The 22,330-nt window shown below is 56.3% G+C and carries 17 protein-coding genes; 11 read left to right on the top strand and 6 right to left on the bottom strand.

Going from position 1 to position 22,330, the window contains the following annotated elements; translation table 11 throughout:
• Window positions 1-22: 22 nt before the first annotated feature.
• Window positions 23-1,282, bottom strand: coding sequence for a cell division protein FtsA (gene ftsA, locus ACAM29_RS01175; RefSeq protein ID WP_369622920.1), 1,260 nt, complete (start codon window positions 1,280-1,282; stop codon window positions 23-25).
• 463 nt (window positions 1,283-1,745) lie between these two features.
• Entirely contained in the window at window positions 1,746-3,548 is a 1,803-nt protein-coding gene (locus ACAM29_RS01170; protein WP_369622919.1) for a methyl-accepting chemotaxis protein, read from the bottom strand.
• A gap of 229 nt (window positions 3,549-3,777) precedes the next feature.
• On the opposite strand from ACAM29_RS01170, the gene ACAM29_RS01165 reads away from it, so the two are divergent.
• Window positions 3,778-5,067: an amidase gene (locus tag ACAM29_RS01165; protein WP_369622918.1), complete on the top strand. Its 1,290-nt coding sequence runs from the start codon at window positions 3,778-3,780 to the stop codon at window positions 5,065-5,067.
• On the opposite strand, the gene ACAM29_RS01160 is transcribed toward ACAM29_RS01165, so the two are convergent.
• The gene (locus ACAM29_RS01160; RefSeq protein ID WP_369622917.1) at window positions 5,068-5,694 is read right to left on the bottom strand and encodes a gamma-glutamylcyclotransferase; all 627 of its coding nucleotides are present in this window, start codon (window positions 5,692-5,694) and stop codon (window positions 5,068-5,070) included. It abuts the gene before it with no gap.
• 4 nt (window positions 5,695-5,698) lie between these two features.
• On the bottom strand, window positions 5,699-6,052 hold the full coding sequence (locus ACAM29_RS01155) for a hypothetical protein (RefSeq protein WP_091824882.1): 354 nt from the start codon (window positions 6,050-6,052) through the stop codon (window positions 5,699-5,701).
• 134 nt (window positions 6,053-6,186) lie between these two features.
• Between ACAM29_RS01155 and ACAM29_RS01150 the strand changes: the two genes are divergently transcribed.
• From ACAM29_RS01150 to ACAM29_RS01115, 8 genes are all read left to right on the top strand, one after another.
• A complete protein-coding gene (locus ACAM29_RS01150) occupies window positions 6,187-6,828 on the top strand; it encodes an O-methyltransferase (protein ID WP_369622916.1) in 642 nt (213 codons plus the stop codon).
• On the top strand, window positions 6,825-8,888 hold the full coding sequence (locus tag ACAM29_RS01145; RefSeq protein WP_369622915.1) for a YdbH domain-containing protein: 2,064 nt from the start codon (window positions 6,825-6,827) through the stop codon (window positions 8,886-8,888). Before ACAM29_RS01150 ends, ACAM29_RS01145 begins: the two co-directional genes overlap by 4 nt.
• Window positions 8,889-8,993: 105 nt before the next feature.
• Window positions 8,994-9,194, top strand: a complete 201-nt coding sequence (locus ACAM29_RS01140) for a YnbE family lipoprotein (RefSeq protein ID WP_206835261.1) — start codon at window positions 8,994-8,996, stop codon at window positions 9,192-9,194.
• A 10-nt stretch (window positions 9,195-9,204) separates the two neighbouring features.
• The gene (locus tag ACAM29_RS01135; RefSeq protein ID WP_206835266.1) at window positions 9,205-9,543 is read left to right on the top strand and encodes a YdbL family protein; all 339 of its coding nucleotides are present in this window, start codon (window positions 9,205-9,207) and stop codon (window positions 9,541-9,543) included.
• Window positions 9,540-10,604, top strand: coding sequence for a lipid A deacylase LpxR family protein (locus ACAM29_RS01130; protein WP_242529990.1), 1,065 nt, complete (start codon window positions 9,540-9,542; stop codon window positions 10,602-10,604). Before ACAM29_RS01135 ends, ACAM29_RS01130 begins: the two co-directional genes overlap by 4 nt.
• Before the next feature lie 109 nt (window positions 10,605-10,713).
• A complete protein-coding gene (locus ACAM29_RS01125; protein WP_369622914.1) occupies window positions 10,714-11,085 on the top strand; it encodes a response regulator in 372 nt (123 codons plus the stop codon).
• A complete protein-coding gene (locus ACAM29_RS01120) occupies window positions 11,086-11,709 on the top strand; it encodes a chemotaxis protein CheX (RefSeq protein WP_206835270.1) in 624 nt (207 codons plus the stop codon).
• A 13-nt stretch (window positions 11,710-11,722) separates the two neighbouring features.
• Window positions 11,723-13,180: a diguanylate cyclase gene (locus ACAM29_RS01115; protein ID WP_091824863.1), complete on the top strand. Its 1,458-nt coding sequence runs from the start codon at window positions 11,723-11,725 to the stop codon at window positions 13,178-13,180.
• Window positions 13,181-13,187: 7 nt separating this feature from the next.
• On the opposite strand, the gene ACAM29_RS01110 is transcribed toward ACAM29_RS01115, so the two are convergent.
• Both ACAM29_RS01110 and ACAM29_RS01105 read right to left on the bottom strand, forming a co-directional pair.
• Window positions 13,188-14,849, bottom strand: coding sequence for a methyl-accepting chemotaxis protein (locus ACAM29_RS01110; RefSeq protein WP_369622913.1), 1,662 nt, complete (start codon window positions 14,847-14,849; stop codon window positions 13,188-13,190).
• 84 nt (window positions 14,850-14,933) lie between these two features.
• Window positions 14,934-16,676: a PAS domain S-box protein gene (locus tag ACAM29_RS01105; RefSeq protein ID WP_369622912.1), complete on the bottom strand. Its 1,743-nt coding sequence runs from the start codon at window positions 16,674-16,676 to the stop codon at window positions 14,934-14,936.
• Window positions 16,677-16,973: 297 nt separating this feature from the next.
• Here ACAM29_RS01105 and ACAM29_RS01100 point away from each other — a divergent pair, with 297 nt between their 5' ends.
• On the top strand, window positions 16,974-19,247 hold the full coding sequence (locus ACAM29_RS01100; protein WP_369622911.1) for a TonB-dependent receptor: 2,274 nt from the start codon (window positions 16,974-16,976) through the stop codon (window positions 19,245-19,247).
• Window positions 19,248-19,424: 177 nt separating this feature from the next.
• A complete protein-coding gene (gene gcvP, locus ACAM29_RS01095; protein ID WP_369622910.1) occupies window positions 19,425-22,328 on the top strand; it encodes an aminomethyl-transferring glycine dehydrogenase in 2,904 nt (967 codons plus the stop codon).
• Window positions 22,329-22,330 lie beyond the last annotated feature (2 nt).

The following is a 22,330-nucleotide window of genomic DNA, read 5'->3' as shown; positions in this document are numbered from 1 at the left end:
GGGTACCGCTGTTTGCCCAAACTTAAAAATTGCCCTGCAGCCAGTTCTTCATACGCGAGATCAAGCTGCCTTCAGCCCTGCGTTGTGGCCGCAGGCTGTCTTCATATTCTTCAATTTCCGGCACCGGGCTGACCGGTCCGTGATCCTGGCGTGCGTAGTGCAGCAAGCCGATAACAGTGGCATAAATGGGGTTGCTCAATTGAGCCTCCAGACCACGGATACCCTGCGGTTTAGCCAGCCGTACCGGCATATGGAAAATCTCTTCCGCCAACTCTACGGCGCCTTCCATCTTGGCGGTTCCACCGGTAAGCACGATCCCGGCTGCCACCAAATCCTCAAACCCGCTGCGGCGCAACTCCGACTGCACCAGCGTGAACAACTCTTCATAACGCGGCTCGACCACCTCAGCCAGTGCCTGACGTGACAGGTCGCGTGGTGCGCGGTCGCCGACACTGGGCACCTTGATCATCTCATCCGATCTGGCCAGCTGCGCCAGTGCACAGGCGTATTTTATCTTGATCTGCTCGGCATGCTGAGTCGGGGTGCGCAGCGCCATGGCAATATCGCTGGTGACCTGATCGCCGGCGATTGGGATGACGGCTGTATGACGAATAGCCCCGCCGGTAAATACGGCAATGTCAGTGGTGCCACCGCCAATATCAACAATACAGACACCCAGATCCTTTTCGTCATCCGTCAGTACGGAGTAACTGGATGCCAGCTGCTGCAGCACCACCGCATCCACTTCAAGACCGCAGCGGCGGACACATTTTTCGACGTTCTGAATCGCGTTAATTGCGCCGGTAATCAGATGAACCTTGGCTTCAAGTCGGACGCCAGACATTCCCAGCGGCTCCTTGATCCCTTCCTGATTATCGATCAGGTATTCCTGCGGCAGAATATGGATGATTTTCTGGTCTGCCGGAATGGCCACGGCACGTGCCGCATCAATCACTCGCTCAAGATCGTAGTCGGATACTTCTCGATCGCGCACGGCAACGATGCCATGAGAGTTCAGGCTATTAATATGGCTGCCGGCAATGCCCACGGTCACGCCGTGAACCTTACAGCCAGCCATCAGTTCTGCTTCTTCAACCGCGCGCTGGATCGAACTGACCGTCGATTCGATGTTGACCACGACACCGCGTTTCAACCCCCGCGAAGGCTGAGCACCAACACCGATAATTTCGATGGTGCCCTGAAGGGTCAACTCGCCCACCAGACACACCACCTTTGAGGTGCCGATATCGAGTGCAACGATCATGTTATGTGCAGTCACCATATTGTGTGCTCTGAACCCAGCTGGACAGGCGGAAGGGGATAACCCTGATTTCATCTCTGTTGCCATATTACACGCAAAATCCGGGCCAGTTCTTCAAACAGCTACCGAATTAAGCTGCGAGTAAGTATCGCCGGTACATGGTCAAAAAATCAACAACCAGCACGTTATTTTATATCGGCAAGTTTTTGCCGTTGTTTAGCGTTTTTTCGTTATTTTTCAGCAACCTGTTTTGCCCAAGGGTGAATGGAGTTGCCGCTGGTTAAAATAAAATCAATTTATTTTCATGATACCATCATCAATATTTAATTTTGAATAACATATGATTATTCAAAACTTTATTTTGACGAAACGCAAAATAATCAATATTTGATTTTGATTTTTATAGCCTTAAGTTTTGGGATTTTGACGAAAAAAAAGCGGCAACCCGATGTCGGTATGCCGCCTTCAGATGACCCTGTGAGCGTCAGTCGCGGGTCGCGTTGAGCAGGTGATCAGGTGTGAAGGCAACGCAGAAGCTGCCCCAGCGACGCCCATTTACGAACAGGGGAACCGACAAGGAGTTAAGAATTTCGCCGGTATCACGGATGAAGGTCTGAAGCAGGAACGGGGAGTCGTGGGAAGCACGACGGATTTCGGCGCGCGTTCCGGCAAAAATGCGGCGGTGACGGCTTTGAGCGTTATCCACTTCAAAATCACCCGTAAGCGGCTTGGATACGCGCGTATTGTTCGCCGGGCAGTAACCATTCAAATCAAACCCAGCAGCCACCAGGAAGGCATCGTTTTCGGTAATACAGCGGTCAAACAGTGGCCGTAGCCTGGCTTCGTAGGCATCCGTGTAGCGAGTATCATACTTCTCCGGCAACTGGTCCTTGTTGGTACGAACATAATTGGTATCGAACAGGTCCAGCCCCTGAGCCGCCAGGTTTTCCAGCTCGGCCTCCACCATGCGCGCCCATTCCCGGGTTGTGGTGATGATCTGCTCAAAACCGCCATAACCGATCGTGAAACGCGACAGCAGCTCCTGCATCTCTTCGGTTGCACCATCCAGCTCCTGCGAGTGCTGGCTCGACACTTCCATTTCCTGCCGAATGCTGTCAGCCAACCGGGTTATATCGGACACCTGTTCATGACTGTGTCGGTTGGTGTAGGAGAGCTCTTCAATGGCGGCACTGATCTCGCCCAACTGGCTGTTCAGTGCTTCAAAATCACTCACCATGGTGCTGAAGCGACGACTGGTCTGAGAGATGAAGCCATCTGTATCCGAGACGTTCTGCATAATCACTTCAGCCCCGCTGCGGGTACTTTCCACCAGCGACACCATTGCGTTGATCTTGCTGTCGATTTCGCCGGTGGCGGTGTTCACTTTCTGGGACAGCGTACGCACTTCATCCGCGACCACGGCAAACCCCCGCCCAGCTTCACCGGCACGCGCCGCTTCAATGGACGCATTCAGTGCCAGCAGGTTGGTCTGCTCAGAGAACCCTTGCACCAGAGAAAGGATACTGATGATACTGGCGGAATTTTCCGCCAGCTGCCCCACCACCTGTTGAAACTCCTTTACCTGAGTTTCGATGGTTGCTACCTGCTCACTGACCCGCATGAGCTCTGCACTGGAATCCTTCACCTCAGCCAGGTTATGGCTGTTGCGCTCCGAAATGCTTTGAGTATGTGCAGCGATTCCCTCGATCGCCGTGGTGGACTCCTGACTGGCCTGAAACACGGCCTGCGCCTTCGACACCTGCTCTTCGGCCGACCCCTTTGCCGCCAGCACCACCTTTTGCAGCTGACTGGCACTGAGCGACACTCGCACACTGCGCTGACGGGTATCGGCAATCATCTGCTTCAGGCTGGCCGAGAAATCATTGTAGCTTTCCGCCATGCGTGCGATCTCATCCTGAGTCTGTACCGGCAAAGTTGCCGAGATATCACCATCCTTGTCTTTCACCGCCCGCAGGACCCGCGTCATGCTGTGAATCGGTCGCAGAAAAAGATGACGCATGAAAAACAGGGCGAAAGCGGCTATCACCAGAGTGAACACCAACATGGCACCCGCGATCATACCGGTGGTGTGCGCCAGCTGCGCCACCTGTTCTCCTGCCGCGGGTGTATCGGCCAACACCACCTGCAGATCCCGCAGGGATAAATGCAGCCAATAGCCAAGGCCGATCAGAATCAGGCTGGGGAACACAAGGAAAAGCACATTGCCGCAGATTTTACGGGTCAGGCTGTGGAAGAAGGTTTTTTCAATACTCTGGTAGAGACTCATCGGGGCACACTCATTATTGTTATGTTGCTACTTTGGTAGGAGTCGCATGCAGCAGACGAAAAGGGTAATGCTGATTACCCTTTCAGGCAACCATACGTGATACATGTGGTGTAAAAACCTGTAACAATTTGTAACGAGTTGATTAATGGTGCTTTACCCTTGCCCCGTATGACGCCAAACTGATGCCCCAACCCTTTCCCCGCCGTATTGACCCTGTGGAGTGGTGCAGATGAACAGTAACAAGTTGGCAACCCCCATTAGCCTGCGACAGGCCCTTACCCTTATCGAGGAAGGTCGCTGTACCGCACTGGAACTGCTGGAGGCTTGCCTCGCCCAAATCGAGGCACGCGAGCCTGAGGTCGGTGCCTGGCAGCACCGCCTTGACGCCAAAACCTGCCTGGAACATTACCGCAATAACCAGTCGTTTTATGAAACCAGCCTGCTGAAAGGACTGCCCATCGGTATCAAGGACATCATCGACACCGCCAATATGCCGACCGAGATGGGGTCCCCCATCCACAAGGGTCGCCAGCCGGTTGACGATGCCAGCTGTGTTGCACTTCTGCGCCAGGCCGGCGGCATTATTATTGGCAAGACGGTCACAACCGAATTTGCCTATTTCAAACCCGGCAAAACCGCCAACCCACGCGATCTGAAACGGACCCCAGGCGGCTCGTCCAGTGGCTCGGCGGCGGCTGTCGCCGATGGAATGGTGCCGGCGGCACTGGGCTCACAGACTGCTGCATCCGTCATCCGGCCCGCCGCCTACTGCGGTACCGTGGGGTATGCGGGGACTCGCGGAGAGTTTTCTCTGCGTGGCATCCAGCCACTGGGACAATCACTGGACTCGCTCGGGCTGTTCAGCCGCCAGGTTGAAGATATCGAACTGCTGCGCGCCATTCTGCTGCGCCAGCCAGAGCCGATGACCACATCCGACGCACTACAGCCAAAACGCATCCTTCTGTGTCGGGGCGATGCCGCCGGTGAGGTCGAGCCGGACATGGCAGCCGCCATCGAGCGGGCCGCTACCACTTTGCGCACTCAAGGGGTGGACGTAATAGAGCCCGACAACAGTGACTGGCTGGGTGAGCTGGTACAACATCATGGTTTGATCATGGCGTATGAAGCAGCTCGCAACCTGGCACTTGAATCAGGTAAACCGGACCTTCTGAGCCCGGCGCTGCAGGATCTGATCTCAACGGGCCTGGCGACCCCTCGCGCCGATTATCTGGCATCCCTGCAAGCGGTGGCGGGTATCCGTGACACGCTGGCTCAACGCTATCCGGATGTAGATGCCATCCTCGCACCGGCCGCACCGGGCGTGGCGCCCGAAGGACACGAACGCACCGGCGCGCCTCACATGAGCCGCCCATGGCAAGCGATGGGGCTGCCGGTGGTAACACTGCCGGGGCTGACGGATGCCGACAACCTGCCGCTGGGGATTCAACTGATCGGGCAACCGCACAGCGATGACGACCTGCTGCGCATCGCACGCTGGCTGGAACCGCTGCTGAGCTGATCAGCGGTAGCTGTACTCAACCACCTCGGCCGGAATCAGGCCGGGGTTATCCGCCAGATACTGGCGCACGGAGCGTCCGTCAGCGGTGAAACTGGTATCAAGAAAATTCTGCAGCACCGACTCGCCCTGAGTGGCCGCAGACTGCAGGCAGAAAGCCAGATAGCGCGGGTTGGGCAGAATATCGCGTCGCCAGAGCGGACCCGCGTAATACTGCCCGACCCGGCGCTGATATTCCGCCTCAGTGACACACTTGTTGAGGCGGTAATCCGTATCCGAATAGCCTGTGCACATGCGTCCTCGAGAAAGCTCACCCGTGTCCAGATGACACGTTTCCACCTCGATCCAGCGATAACGATGCTCGCGTTCGTACAGTTCCAGAAAGTCAGACTCGCTGCACTCGAACTGAGCGGCAATGATGTCGATACCGTCTGCCGCTTCGGTGGAGCATGAGGCCAGCTCCAAACTGTCCGGCGGCATGCCATGCCGACTGATGAACACGATGCCCACCTTATCAAACACGCGGCGATAGCCTGGCACTCGCACCAAACGGTAATTGCTTAGATTCGGAACAGTTTCGCGCGCGGACTGCTCCGACAGCAGCGAGCCATACCCCACAACGGAAATCATGGCGTTACCAGAAGTACCAAAGCGCCACAATGGACGCCAACACCAGCGGCAGCATCAGCAACAACGCCTTGAGGTCACCCAGCAGGCGTTGAACCAGCACCAGATGCACCACCGGAAAGGTGATGAACAGGCAACTGACGGGAATCCACCAGTCAAGATGCCGAATGCCATAAGCCAGCGCGCCGATCAGTGTCAGCGCTCCCAGGTTACCGGCCATCACTACGGTCACCGCACCGTTGCGGGTCTGCATGAACGCCGGGCGCTTCTCCTCCGGCAACTTGTTCAGTGCTCCGGCACTCAGTGCCGCCGACATGGACACCAGGCCCGTCGCCAGAAACAGATACAAAGCTTCGTACATCAGAACTCTCCTTCAAATCAGCGCAGATTGTAAAAGATCAGGCCGCATTTCGGTATCAATATCCCTGACCGGGAAAAGTGCTGCGGGGTAATGCTAGAATTGCACTTTGCCGTTTGTGATTCAGGTACACCACCATGCCCGACTTTCTGGTTGATGAAACCATTGAAGACTATGCCTTTGTTAACACTCGCTCAGAGCCGCCACTGCTGCAGGAGCTGATCGACCAGACCAACCTCAACATGGGCTGGCCGCAAAAACTGTCGGGCCGCCTGGTAGGCCGCACGTTGAAAATGCTCAGTGCCCTGGCACAGCCAAAGCAGGCACTGGAGATCGGCATGTTCACCGGCTACTCCGCCCTATCAATCGCAGAAGGCATGCCAGCCGATGGCAAGCTGATCTGCTGTGAAACCAACCCTCGTGCCATCGAATTTGCCAAGGGCTTTTTTGATCGCAGCGAGCACGGTCACAAGATCGAGGTAATTTTCGGCCGTGCGCTGGATACGCTGGAAACACTGGATCTGGAGCTGGATTTCACCTTCATCGATGCCGACAAGCGTAACTACCTCAACTACTATCAGCGCGTTAAACAGATGACCCGTCCCGGTGGGCTGATTATCCTCGACAACGTGCTCTGGTCAGGCAAGGTGGTACAGCCCGAATCCGAGATTGACGACATTCTGGTTGAAACCAACCGCTTCATCGCCGCCGATCCCGAGGTGGAAAACGTGTTTTTGACCGTGCGCGACGGCCTTAACGTAGTCCGCAAGCTGCCATGAAGAAGTGGCTGGGCCTGCTGTTTCTGTTACCACTGTTGCTGGCAGGCCTGGTGTGGCTGTCCCTGCCGTGGAGCGCCCAGTATCTGATCGAGCGCTGGCTGACTGAACAGGGCTTCGTTGCACCCGCATTCAATATGCGCCACCCCTCATGGGAAAAGCTTCATATTGATCACCTAAGTGTCAGTCAAACCGGCGATGGCCGGCGTGTAACACTCAGCGCCGATCATGTTGAGCTGCATTTCGACCCGATCAACCTGTTGCAGGGACAGCTGGCCGAGCTGCGCGTGCAACAGGCTCGCCTCGATATCGAGGCTGATCATTCGCTCAAGGGCCGTACTGAACAACTTCAGCGACAACCCGACCCGATCGATCTGACCCATTTTCACCCACGGCAGCTGTTCAGCTACGCCCCCTCAAAACGATTGGTGATTGCCCAACTGGAGCTGAACTACACAGCGCCGGAGCAGCCACCCCTGACCTTGCTTGGCAATGTGGACATGGAGCCTCAGCTGCTGCAGAGCCGAATGCAGATCCAACTGGACCAGCAACCGCTTGGTTATCTCGATCTCAACTTTGATCCCGGTTATCAGCTGCAGCTTAGTGTGAGCAACACCCAGCAACCATTACTGCAGAGCCAACTACAGCTGTCTCCTGACGCACAACACTGGCGTTTTGAAGCCGATACCACGGTTCATCTCCAGCACCTGCTCCCTGCTCTTGAGTCATTGCAGATTTCACTGCCACAAGAAGTGCGCCGGCTCAGTGGCGTACTGAAGCTTAACAGTCAGCTGGAATTGCCGGTCCAGCTGACACCTGACGCGCAAACAGTGCTGCATCTCGACAGTCGGCACGACATTGCCGCTCAGCTCAGGCTGCCCGGCCAAAATTCCATGCCCGGCAGCAATCTGAATCTGCAAGCCGGCCTGCAATTCCTTGATGGCTCAATTCGCCTGCAATTGAAACCCTCAACCCGGCTGGTACTCCAGCAACCGGATATTCCAGAATTACCGCCGATCAGTTTGAGTGCCGACCTGCAACTGCAGCCTCACCTTATGCAAATAAATGGTGTGGTCGGCCTGCGCACACAGGAACCTCCGTTGCAGCTGGACACCGAACTGACACTGGATGCCAACCTCAATGGCCAAGCCAGCCTGAACCTGCAACCCGTTCAACTTGCTGCACTGTTACCGGCATTACAACGTTTACTGCCTCAGCAGACAACCTGGCCTGATATTCACCAGGGGCAACTTCAGGCCGGGGGTGAACTCCGTTTGAGTAAAGGTGATTGGCAACTGGAGCTGCGGCCAGCACTGACCAGAGTCAATCTCAGCCTGGACAACACTCATATCCACAGCCTGAATCTGGATAGCCAGATCGAGCTTGCGCCAAGTGGACGTTTCAGCGCACGCGGCAACTTCAGTATCGACCATACCGATACGGGCCTTAGGGTCCATGGCCCTGACCTCGACTACATCCTGACCGGCTATGGCAACAGCCAATACTGGCTGCAGTTGACCCCTTTCAGCCTGTCAGCCTTGGATGGCATCATCGCAGTACCGGCGCTGGGGTTTGATCCGCTCAAGCCTGATCTGGACACTCGCCTGGCCGTCTCGGCCTTTGACCTGAGCCGGATTCTGGAGCTGTACCCCCAGGAGGGCCTTTATGGCAGCGGTGTGCTGGGTGGAGAGCTGCCCATCCGTATCAACGGCAATAAGGTCAGCATCCAAAACGGCCATCTGCTCAGCGGCGCAGAAGGTGGCGTAATCCGCTATCAACCCTCCCCTGAAGTCGCGCTGATGGGACAACAGAACCCCGGCATTCAACTGGCACTGGGTGCCCTGACAGACCTGCGCTTTGAACTGTTGGACCTTAAGCTGGACTACCAGCCCAACGGTGATGCCGATATGAGAGCCCGGCTTAAGGGACACAATCCTGGCTGGCAGCAGGGCCGACCGGTCGATCTTAACCTGAATATAGAGGAGAACCTGCTTGACCTGTTACGCACGCTTCAGCTCACAGGCCGTGTCACCGACTCCATCGACCGTCGTTTCCGCCGCTAGCCCGTTTCCGTTAAGGCTGCTTTCAGCTAAGCTGCTGCTCAATGGAAACCATTGATGCGATTCTGTGTCAGACCGCATACAGCCCAGCAAGAAAAGGAACCTATTATGCTCAGCCGACAACTGCTGCCCGCCACGCTCTGCGCGCTTGGTCTGCTTGTCGCAGCCGGCTGCACCCCTACCGTGCAAGTGGCCGCGCCGTCCGAGCCGATCACCATCAATCTCAACGTCAAGATCAAGCATGAGATTCTGGTCAAGGTCGACAAGGAAATTGACTCCATGCTGGATGAAAACAGCGAACTTTTCTGAGGGGCGAACCATGTTGCGCACATTGAGTAAAATTCTGACCACAGGCCTGTTGGCTGTAAGCCTGAGCATGCCCGCCTTTGCCCTGTCACTGGACGAAGCCAAATCCAGCGGCGTTGTAGGTGAAAGAGCCACCGGCTACCTCGGCATCGTGACCTCCAACCCCAGTGCCGATGTAAAGGCGATGGTGAATGAAATCAACAACAAACGCCGCGCGCTGTATCAACAAAAAGCCAGCAAGGCCGGGGTTTCACTGGACGTAATGGAACTGCGTACAGGCCAGCGCCTGCAGGAAATGACCCCAGCCGGAGAGTATATTCAGGACGGTAACGGTCAGTGGCGTCGAAAGTGAAGCAAACTCTCTGTCTACTGAGCCTAGGCTGCCTGGCCTCGGCGGTAACCGCAGCCGAACAACCACCGGCAGAATCGCCCTCGCTCAACCCGGATCAAAGCTGGACAGCCAATTTCTATTTTGAAAACGACCTGTTCAGCGATACTGACCAGCAATACACCAACGGTGTGCGGCTATCGTTTGTATCGCCGGAAATCGACAACTTTATCGATGACCCAGACCTGCCCGGCTGGATGCGTGATGCCAACCGCCTGCTGGCACCGCTTGACCCCGAGCCTGTTCGTCTTGGCGAAGACGTGAGCCGCCGCCTGATCTTCACCTTGGGGCAATTGATGTATACGCCGGAGGATCGCGAGCGTACCAGCATCGACCCAACCGACCGCCCCTATGCAGGCTGGTTGTACATGGGCTTTGGCTACCATACCCAAACCCGAGATCGGATGAACTCCTTTGAGGTGAATCTTGGTATGGTTGGTCCTGCCGCACTGGCACAGGAGTCACAGGACTTCATCCACGACCTGCGCGGTATCGACAATTTTAACGGCTGGCATAACCAGTTGCGCAATGAACCGGGGCTGCAGCTGGTGTATGAACACAAGAACCGTTGGCTACGTCAGTCACTGGGCAAAGGCTGGGAGCATGAAGTCCTGCTGCATGCCGGTGGCAGCCTCGGCAACGTCGCAACCTATCTGAATACCGGGGCTGAGTATCGTATCGGCAAGCACCTGCCACATGACTTTGGCACCTCGGCGCTGCGCCCGGGGGGCGACAACAGCGTTCCGGGACGGGGCGATCCTCGCTTTCGACATCACTGGGGCATTCACGGCTTTGTGTCTGTTGACGGCCGTTGGGTACTGCGGGACATTTTTCTTGATGGTAACACCTGGCGCAGCAGTCACAGTGTCGACAAGGAACCACTGGTCGGCGATGTCGCCTTTGGCATTGCGGCCACGTGGCAACAGTGGAAGCTGTCTTACGCCCGCATCTACCGCACACGTCAGTTTGAAACTCAGCAGGGCAACCATAATTTCGGCTCTCTTGCCGTTTCCTATACATTTTAATATCTGTATCAACGTCAGCTGATTTAAGGGTAATTCCGTAAATCAGCTGACTAAAATTGCTTCACTTGTTAAACTTCTCGCTTTATTCCTGCAACGACACGCTGACACCATGACAACAACAAAACCGATCAACCTGCTGCTGGTTGATGACAGTCGTATTGCACGTCTCAGTCTCAGCCGTCACCTGAAATCTCTGGGCCTGGAACTGAATTTGCTGGAGGCTGATTCGGCTGATGCAGCCGAAACCCTGCTGCAGAGTCAAGCCGCCGATATCGCCCTGATCGATTTCAACATGCCCGGTCGTGATGGCCTCGAACTGGCCGAGGCGCTCAGTGCCCGTTTTCCGCAATTGCGGATGGCACTGGTGACCGCCAACATACAGGACGCACTGGCCCAGCGCGCCCGCGACATGGGCATGGCGTTCCTGCCCAAGCCCACCACCGCCGAGCAGCTCGCTGCCTTTGTCTGCCAGGAGGCGTGAATGGACCTGTTCAGCGCCGATGAGCATGACCTGATTGTAGAGCTGATGAATCTGGGGGTTGGCCGTGCTGCTAACGCCCTGTCACAGCTGGTCAATGACGAAGTCCTGTTGTCGGTCCCGCGTGTAGAGTTCATCTCTGTGCCCGAAGCTCAGGCAGCCTTCCGCAAGGACTTGCCCTCATTTCTGGCCGGTGTGTTGCAGGATTTTGAAGGCTTTATCAATGGCCGTGCCGCGCTGCTGTTCCCGGAAGCCCGAAGCCTGGAGCTGGTAAACGCCATGATCGGTGAAGAACTCAGTGCCGATGAGATCACCGAACTGGAACAGGAGACCCTGGCAGAGCTGGGCAACATCCTGCTCAACAATTGCCTGGCCACGCTGGCCAATCAGTTGAAGCAGCAGGTTCAGACCGATATTCCCAAAGCGTTCAGCGTCAGTGCAGCCGACCTGCCCAGCACCCTGAGCCTGTACGACTCAGACAACGAAAACACGCTGGTAATGCTGGTTCAAATCGATTTCAGTCTGCGACACAGTGCACTGCGCGGCTATTTAGCCTTCATTATTGATCTGCGCTCGGCTGATACGTTTATTACCGCCCTTCGCAGCTACCTTGCTGAGTTGTTGTAAGCAGGAATCGCATATGCACCAGACTGAACTCCAGAGTGCCTGCCTGTCCGATAGCCTCGAAAACCTCGACTGCACCGAACTGCTGCACAGCCTCGATGGCGGTGTCTTGCTGCTGGACGATGAGTGTCGCATCATTTTTTGTAATCGCTGGTTCAGCCGCCACACAGGCTTGACCGAACAGCAGATTGTTGGCCACACCATTGAAAGTCTGTTTTCCGCACAACTGCCCCTCGCTTTACTGGACGCCATTGAAAGCGGATGCCGGCTGCGCATGGGCCGCATTCTGTCACATCAGTTACACAAACGACTGCTTCCGCTTTGGCGACGCGGACCCGGGGGTGAACAGACGCCCCTGTACCAATCGATCCTGATCAAACCGCTCAGCCACAGTAACCTGACGCTGGTGCAGTGCCTCGACATCACCAATGCCGTCAAACGCGAGCAACACCTGCGCGCCAGCGAACGCATATTACGGCTGGAACGCAGCGTGCTGGAGCTGATCGCCACCGGTGACTCGCTGGAAGAGGTCTTGCTGCAGCTGTGCAATACTGTTGAAAGCCTTGTGCCGGGCGCCAGCGCGGCAATACTCCTGCCTGACGAAAGCGGTCGACGCCTGCATATCAAAAGCGCTCCGAACCTGCCCGGACATTTCCTGCAGCGCCGCGAGGGACTGGGCCTGACGGCAGAAGGTACCACCTGTGCACAGGCGTACCTCAGCCGTGGGCTTACAATCTGCCCGGATATCCATCAGGACAACAACTGGAACCATTGGCGTGATCAGGCACAACGCTACGGCATCGCTGCCTGCTGGGCCCAGCCGATCATAGCGGCCTATGATGAAGTGATCGGGGTGTTCGCCTGTTATCCACACAACCCGGCGGTGCCGGACGACACTCAGCGTCAGCTGCTGCAGCGCATGGCCCATTTGGCCGCGATCGCAATGGAGCGACACAAGCGCATCGAACGCATCCGATTTCTGGCGATGCACGACCCGCTGACAGGACTGCCCAACCGCAGCCTGCTCAACGAGCACCTGGGACGCAACCTGCGTCGCGCTCATCGCGAAGGCAATCAGTTTGCGCTTATGTTCATCGATCTTGACGGTTTCAAGCAGATCAACGACCTGCATGGACACGATGCCGGTGATGACCTGCTGTCGGTGTTGTCCGGCCGCATTACAGAGCAGCTTCGTGGTACCGACACCTGCGCACGCATTGGTGGAGATGAGTTTGTAGTAATGCTGGAAACCGTCACCACAACAGAAGCGTCAGAGCAGGTGGCAGAAAAGCTGCTGGAATGTCTCAGCCGCCCGGTCAAGCGCGGCCAACTGCAGTTGCAGGTGTCCGCCTCAATCGGCATTGCACTTTATCCACAGGATGGCAGCAGCGCGGATGCCCTGCTGACCCGTGCCGACGACGCCATGTACCGTGCCAAGGCACTGGGCAAGAATCGCTGGCACCGACTGGATTAATGCAGGCTTAGTGCCGGAACTTGCTGACAGCCTTTTTCAACTGCATGGCAAGCGCCGCAATCTCCTGACTGGTCGCCGCTACACTGTCAGCCGCTGTAGATGTTTCATCCGCAGCCATATTGATGCGAGTCAGATTCTGGTTCATCTCATCAGCGACTGAGCTTTGCTCTTCAGCAGCACTGGCGATTTGAGTATTCATATCATTCATTCGCATGATCTGCTGAATAATCGTCTCCAGCGCTTCATTGGCACGCGCGGCCTTTTCCACTCCATCAGTGGCCTGCTGCTGCCCCTGCTGCATCACTTTGGCCGCCTTGACCGCAGCCCCCTGCAGATGACTGATCATGTCATGAATTTCAGTGGTTGACGTTTGGGTGCGGCCTGCCAGGCTGCGCACCTCATCCGCCACCACCGCAAAGCCACGCCCCTGCTCACCGGCACGGGCAGCCTCAATGGCTGCGTTCAATGCCAACAGATTGGTCTGTTCCGCGATCTCCCGAATCACATCCACAACCTTGCCTATCGCCTGAGCATCTTCGGCCAGTTCCGCTATTACCTGAGCAGCTGACTCAACCTCGGATGCCAGATGGTTCATGCCATCAACGCTGTCGGTCACCACCGACTGACCATGGTGAGCCGACTCATCCGCGGCCGTAGCGCTTTCAGCAGCGGTTGCCGCACTCTTGGCTACGTCATGCACGGTGGCGTTCATCTCATACATGGCAGTTGCCACCAGATCGGTTTCAGCCTTTTGTGCCTGAATGCCACTGCGCGATTGCTCAGCCATGGCAGCCCCGCGCTCGGCCTGCTCACTCAGAGACTCACCAACCTGACCAATTTCACGTGCCAATTGGGCAAGGCTGTTGCGGGTCTGGATGAAGCGTTGGGTGATACGCCCCACTTCATCCTCATTCGAAGCAAACGGCAATGACTGGTCCCGGAAATCCCCAGCCGCCATGTTGTCGGCAATACTGCCCAGATTATCCATGCCGCGGTTGATACGGCGGGTCACGAATAAAGCGAAACCAAACGCCAGCAACAGGCCGAGAACACCAACGGCCAGTAGTTGAAGGTTCAACATCACGGCAGTTGCACTCATTTCAGCGCGTGCTTCCTGCGCCCCCCTCAACTTGCGGTCACTCAAGTCGGCACGTGCCTTGTCAGCCGCGGCAAAGAGTGGATTGACCTGTTGCAGAATCTGCCAGTTCGCCCCCACATAATTACCCTTTTCAATCAGGTCCAGAGTCGGATTCACCCCTTTTTCAAAAAAATTCTCGAACTCCTGTTCAAAGGCGCGGGACAACTGTGCTGCTTCTTCACCGTGGTGGACTGACATAAATGCTTGCCACAGGTTTCGAACCTGCTGCTCGTAGTCACGAACCAGATTGGTATGCAGACTGGTAGGATGGTTGTGGGCCTTGACGAATTCAGTCCCAGGCTGGTGCTGAATACTCAACAGCAGCTGCGCACGAATATCCCCCATCAAACCGCCAATGCGCTCCACCTGATACAGCGGCACCATGCGACGGTCGAAGTTATCATCAAACTGAAACGCTTCGTATTTGAGGCCATACATGGCGAAGCCGGTCAGGGCCACAACCACCAGAAGAAAAAGCGCCACAAGCATGCGAAGCAGGTTTTTGATCGAGCCGAACAGACTAATGTGCATAGAAACTCCTTGAGTGGGGGCAGTCCTGAATAAAACATGTAGTTATTCTAATACAGTTGAACACCTGTTTGTATAAGAATAATCTCATTGATCGATCTTACGCATGGCACCCGACAATTCGTTTACTCGCGTGTGTGTTTCTTCGACCAATTGTCCGATCTCACGGGCCGATTCACCCGATCGCTGAGCCAGCCCACGTACCTCGTCCGCTACCACCGAGAAGCCTCGACCCGCCTCTCCTGCTCGCGCTGCCTCAATGGCGGCATTCAGTGCCAAAAGATTGGTTTGCTCAGCAATCTGGTTAATGCTGGTGACGATATTGGCGATACGGTCACTGACCTCCTCTACCGAACTCATCGCCTGCAGTGTTTGAGTCACCGCCACCCGCCGATCAGAAATATCGATACCAAAGCCAACCAGGCGAGTAATCCTTCGTTTGAAGTCCCGCAGGGCACAGAAGCGCATATCCAACGTCAGAGGGTCTCCACTGGCGAGGGTAATCCCCAGCTTACAGGCCAGCTCACCCTGCTCTTTCAGCCGGTTAAGCTGCTGCGGTTCAATCTGTTGCCACAGGCTGTGAGCGACCTGCTCCGCACGGTTGCGACTGCGCTTTGTGAAGTAGGTGTTGGCCGATGCAAAGTGGCCCTCAGGGGTGTACTCAACCATCAGAAGGGATTCACTGATCGCTTTGAGACGGACTTCAGATTCCAGTGCTTCGCGCTTGGTTTCGGTAATATCCGCCTGGATGGAGATAAACTTGTCTGCGTGGCCGCGCTCATCCAGAACCGGTGAGATCGACAGCGACACCCAGTAGGGCTCGCCAGCCTTGTTGTAGTTGAGAATTTCATCATAAAACACATCCAGATCACGCAGATGCTGACGGATGCGCTCAATGGTTTCAGGACTGGTCTCTTCACCCTGCAGGAAGCTGCCTGGCTTGCGGCCCTGCACCTCAGCCAGCGTGTAGCCAGTCATACGAATGAAGCCGTTATTCACATACTCGATACAGCCTTCCGCATCGGTAATAACCACCGAGTTTTCAGTCTTGTCCGCGACCAGACTGAGCATGCGCATCTCTTCGCGCCGCTCGACCTCTTCAGTGATATCGCGCAGGAAGGCTGTGTAGGTGACGCGATCATCCACCGCCACCTTGGACAGAGACAGCAACGCCCAGCGGTGACCACCGTCAAGGCGCTCAATATCAACTTCACGTGACGTGCCGACAATTCGATCCTGTCCGCCCTCGCGATTGCGGCGTACATACTCATCATGGCGTGGCTGATGTATCTGGGGCACCAGCATTTTGACGTTTTGCCCCATCACCTGATCACGAGAACACCCCCAAAGTACCTCGGCCGCCTTGTTGAACAGGGTGATGCTATTGCGCTCATCAATGCAAACCACCGCATCCAGCGCCTGCTCAAGCGTTTGCTGCATCATCTCGCGTGCACTGCGCTCGGCCGTTACGTCACGCACGAAAGCGCTGTAGTATTTCTTGCGCCCGACCTTAACCTGCGACAGCGCCAGCTGAACCCAGATGCGTGAGCCATCCTTGCGTTCGACCTCAACTTCTCTCGAGGTCCCCACTATTCTGTTTTCACCGGTTTTACGGTGATGGCCCACATAATCATCATGCCGACTCTGGTGCTCCTGCGGCACCAGCATCGACACGTTGCGATTGATCACTTCTTCGCGACTGTAGCCCCACAACGCTTCGGCAGCCCGGTTGTAGCGTTTGATGCGGTTGCGCTCATCAATCATGACTACCGCAATCAGTGACTGATCCAGTGTTTGATCCGCCGAGCTTTTCCCTGGCCATAGGTGCATCTGTTGTCCTCTTCAACCCACAGGCCATCGAACGCTACCTGTGAGTGTCTTATTTTTATAACGGTTGTATAAACGTGAAATTTAGCAGCTCTGCATAAAGGGGGGGAACCAGCGATTGGGGGTAAATACCAGGGCCTCACGCCTCGGCAGGCTCCCCTGCGACATTATGTCTCAAGTCAGGTATGTCGCATTCCCCTAGAATAGCTCCAATTTTTCGCCCTTATGGACATCTCTCATGCGGCACCACAAGGTGAAACTTGTGGCATGACCCGCATCAGGGAATACACAGGAGACATCATGAGTAACACCTTCAAGGCTTCCCGGTTCAAACAGCGTCAACTGCTGACTGCGATTGCATGTGCTTCACTTTCTCATGCTGTTTGCGCAGAGCCTGGGCAAGCAGAGTCCGTGCTCATCGTAACCAAACCCGCGCCAGAGGTACTGGACCATTCTGTACAGCAGTCTCCTGCGGTGATTGACATGCTTCGAGCCGCAACCAATGACAGTGCCAGCCTGCTCAGAGATATGCCTGGCGTCAGCCTGAACGGCGCCGGTGGTGTTTCCAGTTTGCCCTCGATTCGTGGACTTGCAGACGACCGTCTACGCATCAAGGTGGATGGCATGGACTTGATTGCGGCCTGCCCCAACCACATGAATCCGCCCCTCTCATACGTTGAGCCGAGCAACATTGGATTGATGAAAGTCTATGCCGGCATCTCACCTGTCAGTGTGGGGGGTGACAGCATTGGAGGTACCATCATTGTCGAGAAACCAGAGCCTGAGTTTGCTCACGCCGGCAATGACAGTATTACCAAAGGAGAGGTTGGCGCCTTTTATCGCAGCAACAATGACGCCGTTGGCGGTCATCTCAGTGCCACTCATGCAACTGAGGACCTGAGCATCAACTACAGTGGCTCATGGAGCAAGGCTGACAATTATACCGCAGGTGCCGACTTCAAGGATTTTGTCGAAACCGGCACGCTGGGTCATACATTGAGCCTGGATGAAGTTGGCTCGACCGCTTACGAAACGCAGAACCACGCATTGGGGCTTGCCTTCAAGGCCGGGGACAATGTGTTCGAGTCCCGATTCAGCTACCAGGACATGCCTGAGCAGCTGTACCCCAATCAGCGCATGGACCTGTTGGAAAACACACAAAAGCTTGCGAACCTTACATGGACGCGTAATTTCAACTGGGGGGTCATGGAAGCAGCCGCATACCATGAAACCGTTGATCACTTTATGGACTTTGGAGCGGATAAACGCTTTTGGTACGGCGCTCTCTCCAACACACCCGACCCAACAGTAGGCGTACCTTGCAGCCCAATTGGCTTTATGGTCGATGGCATGATGAATACATGTGCCGCAGGGATGCCGATGTACTCTGAAAGTGAAAACACCGGCCTGAGCCTGAAAGCCGATATCAATCTGAATTCAGACCGTCTGCTGCGCGTTGGTACTGAACTGCAGCGCTATCGCCTCGACGACTACTGGACAGCCTCCGGTGGTGGCATGGGCCCTGACACCTTCCTTAACATCAACAATGGTCAACGTGACCGTGCAGCCCTTTTTGCAGAGCTTGAGTCTAAGCATGATGCGCGCTGGACCACTCTGATGGGTGTTCGCTATGAGCGTGTTCGCATGGACGCAGACGAAGTGCATGGCTACAGCATGATGGCAAATCAGGGGGCTGAATCCGCGACCTTCAATGCACAGGATCGCTCACAGACCGATGACAATATCGATGTGACGGCGCTCGCTCGCTACCAATACAGCGACCAGCTGGATATCGAAATGGGACTGGCACGCAAGGTACGCTCTCCCAACCTGTACGAGCGCTACACCTGGTCCAGCTGGGCCATGGCCGCCACCATGAACAACTTTGTCGGTGACGGCAACGGTTATGTGGGTGATGTAAACCTCGAACCGGAAACAGCCTATACCCTGTCGACCACCTTTGACTGGCACGCAGCTGATCGCAGCTGGAATGTAACGGCAACCCCCTTCTACACCCACGTCGATAACTATATTGATGCTGTTGCCCTGCCGGCCTGGGGTGATGATCAGTTCAACGTACTCCAGTACGCGAATCAGTCGGCCAGACTCTACGGTATCGACCTGTCTGCACAGGTACCGCTGGGCAGTAATGCATGGGGTCAATGGGGCTTCAAGGGCGTCATCAACTATACCAACGGCGAAAACCGCGATACCGGCGATGCACTGTATAACGTCATGCCTTTGAACGGCAGCTTCACCTTGACTCACCAAAAAGCTGGCTGGGACAACGCAGTGGAATGGGTTGTTGTGGACTCCAAGAAAGACGGTTCAGATGTACGCAATGAGATTGACACCTCCGGTTACAGCCTGCTCAACCTGCGCTCCAGCCACAGCTGGAATCAGGTGCGCCTCGACCTTGGCGTCGAAAACCTGTTTGATCGCAGCTATGCGCTCCCAACCGGCGGTGCATACACCGGTCAGGGGCGTACCATGTCAATCAATGGCATCCCCTGGGGCATCGCAGTACCGGGTATGGGGCGTTCAGCCTATATCGGTATAAACGTTCAATTCTAAGCATCACTCCTCCCCTTCAAAGCCGGCAACGCCGGCTTTTTTCATGCTTGTGAATAACCTTCCGCTGATAACACGACCTGTGCCCTGCCTCTCTTACGACCAGAGTTCTGCTGCGCCGCTCCCCTCTTCCCTGCTAGAATAGCGCCCATTTGATGAACAATTCGGGATCGATCTGCCATGAGTGAACTGTCTTTGCGCCCGCTGCATGCCCTTGAACAGCAGGATGCCTTTATCGGCCGCCATATCGGCCCTTCAGCAGACGAAGCCGCCGCCATGCTGGCAGAACTGGGCGTTGACAGCCTTGCGGCACTGATCGATGAAACCGTGCCCGGCAGCATTCGCGTCAAGCAGCCGATTGCATTAGGTAACCCGAAGACCGAAGCCCAGGTTTTGACCGAGTTGAAAGCGATTGCCGGCCAGAACCAAATCAAGCGCTCTCTGATCGGCATGGGCTATCACGACACACTCACGCCCAATGTCATTCTACGCAACGTGCTGGAAAATCCGGGCTGGTATACCGCCTACACCCCCTATCAGCCAGAAGTGTCGCAGGGCCGTCTGGAAGCGATTCTGAACTACCAGCAGATGGTACTGGATCTGACCGGACTGGATCTGGCCAACGCCTCCCTGCTGGATGAAGCCACTGCCGCCGCCGAAGCGATGACCCTGTGCAAGCGCATGAGCAAGGCCAAGCGCGCCAATGTATTTCTAGTCGATGAAGAACTGCACCCCCAGACCATCAGCGTGATTCAGACCCGTGCCGAACCACTGGGCTATGAGGTTATCGTCGGTGATGTGGAGGCCCTGCTGGATCAGCACGAAGCCTTTGGCGCAGTGGTTCAGTACCCCGGCACCAGCGGTGTGGTGCGCGATTTCTCGGCACTAATAGAAAAGGCCCACGCACAGAAGGCACTGGTCTGCGCCGCCGCCGATCTGCTCAGCTTGGTACTGCTGAAATCGCCGGGCGAAATGGGGGCCGATGTGGTGTTCGGCTCTGCCCAGCGCTTCGGTGTTCCCATGGGGTACGGTGGCCCACACGCCGCCTTCTTTGCCACCCGTGACGAGTACAAGCGCTCAGTGCCCGGCCGCATCATCGGTGTGTCGGTGGACACCCGCGGCAAGCCGGCGTTGCGTATGGCGATGCAGACCCGCGAGCAGCACATCCGCCGAGAAAAGGCGACTTCCAACATCTGTACCGCTCAGGTACTGCTGGCAAACATGGCCGCCTTTTACGCCATCTATCACGGCCCTGAAGGGCTGAAGACTATTGCCGGTCGCATCCACCGTCTGACCGACTTGCTTGCAGCAGGCCTGCAGGAAAAAGGTCTGAAGCTGGTACATGACAGCTGGTTCGACACCCTCTGTGTTGAAGCCGGCGACCAGCGCGATGCACTGTATGAGTCCGCTCAGGCTGCAGGCTTCAACCTGCGCAAACTGGGAGATGATCGACTGTGCATCAGCCTGGATGAACGCACGGACCGCAATGAAATTGAGGCCCTGTGGACCGCTCTGCTGGGCGCTGATCATGGCCTGAATATCGGCGCACTGGATGCAGAACTGGTTAGCAACGGCTCCGATAGTATTCCTGCCGGACTGGAACGCACCTCAGCCTTCCTGACCCATCCGATATTCAACGAGTACCACAGCGAAACCGAAATGCTGCGCTACCTCAAGCGGCTGGAGAACAAGGACCTGTCGCTGGCCCACAGCATGATCGCGCTGGGTTCCTGCACTATGAAGCTCAACGCCACCGCCGAGATGATCCCGGTCACCTGGCCCGAGTTCGGCGCCCTGCACCCCTTCGTGCCGGTCGAGCAGGCACAGGGCTACAAAACGCTGATCGATTCGCTGGAAACCATGCTCAAGGCCGTCACCGGCTTCGATGCGATCTGCATGCAGCCCAACTCCGGCGCTCAGGGTGAATATGCGGGCCTGCTGGCCATCCGCAACTACCACCAGTCACAGGGTCAGGGCCATCGCAACATCTGCCTCATCCCTACCTCCGCTCATGGCACCAACCCGGCCTCGGCCGCGCTGGCGGACATGAAAGTGGTACTGGTCAACTGCGACGACAAGGGCAACGTGGATATCAACGACTTGCGCAGCAAGGCCGAGACCCACGCCGAAGACCTGTCCTGCCTAATGATCACCTACCCCTCCACCCACGGCGTATATGAGGAAGGTGTCCGCGATATCTGTGACATCATTCACGCCAATGGTGGTCAGGTCTACATGGATGGCGCCAACCTCAACGCGCAGGTAGCGATCACCCGCCCGGCGGACATCGGTGCCGATGTATCGCACATGAACCTGCACAAAACCTTCTGTATTCCCCACGGCGGCGGTGGTCCCGGCATGGGTCCCATCGGCGTCAAGGCACACCTGGCACCCTTCGTTGCCAACCACCCGGTGGTCGGCATTGACGGCCCCAACCCGGAAAACGGGGCCGTATCCGCTGCACCCTGGGGCAGCGCCAGCATCCTGCCGATCAGCTGGGTGTATATCGCTTTGATGGGCGGCGAAGGTCTGCGTCAGGCGACCGAGTACGCCATTCTCAACGCCAACTATCTGGCGAAGAAACTGGGGGCACATTACCCGGTGCTGTATTCGGGCCGTAACGACCGCGTGGCACACGAGTGCATCATCGACCTGCGCCCGCTCAAGGAGCGCTCCGGCATCAGCGAGGAAGACGTGGCCAAACGCCTGATGGACTTCGGCTTCCATGCACCGACCATGTCCTTCCCGGTACCCGGTACGCTGATGATCGAGCCGACCGAGTCCGAATCCAAGGCCGAGCTGGACCGCTTCATTGAAGCGATGGTGAGGATTCGTGAGGAGATCGCGCTGGTGGAAGCGGGCGAGCTGGATGCGGACAACAACCCGCTGAAAAATGCTCCACACACACAGGCCGACCTGATCGACCCGGACTGGAACCGCCCCTACAGCCGCGAGCAGGCAGCCTTCCCGGCCAGCTGGCTGAAGGAGTCCAAGCTGTGGCCATCGGTCAACCGCATCGACAACGTCTACGGCGACCGCAATCTGTTCTGCAGTTGTATACCTCTGGATGCATACGCGGATTAGAC

The sequence above is a fragment of the Marinobacterium sp. BA1 genome (genome assembly GCF_041155135.1).
Taxonomy (GTDB): domain Bacteria; phylum Pseudomonadota; class Gammaproteobacteria; order Pseudomonadales; family Balneatricaceae; genus Marinobacterium; species Marinobacterium iners.
Note: the sequence above shows the minus strand (reverse complement) of the source record. Positions and strands in the feature narration are given on the sequence as shown.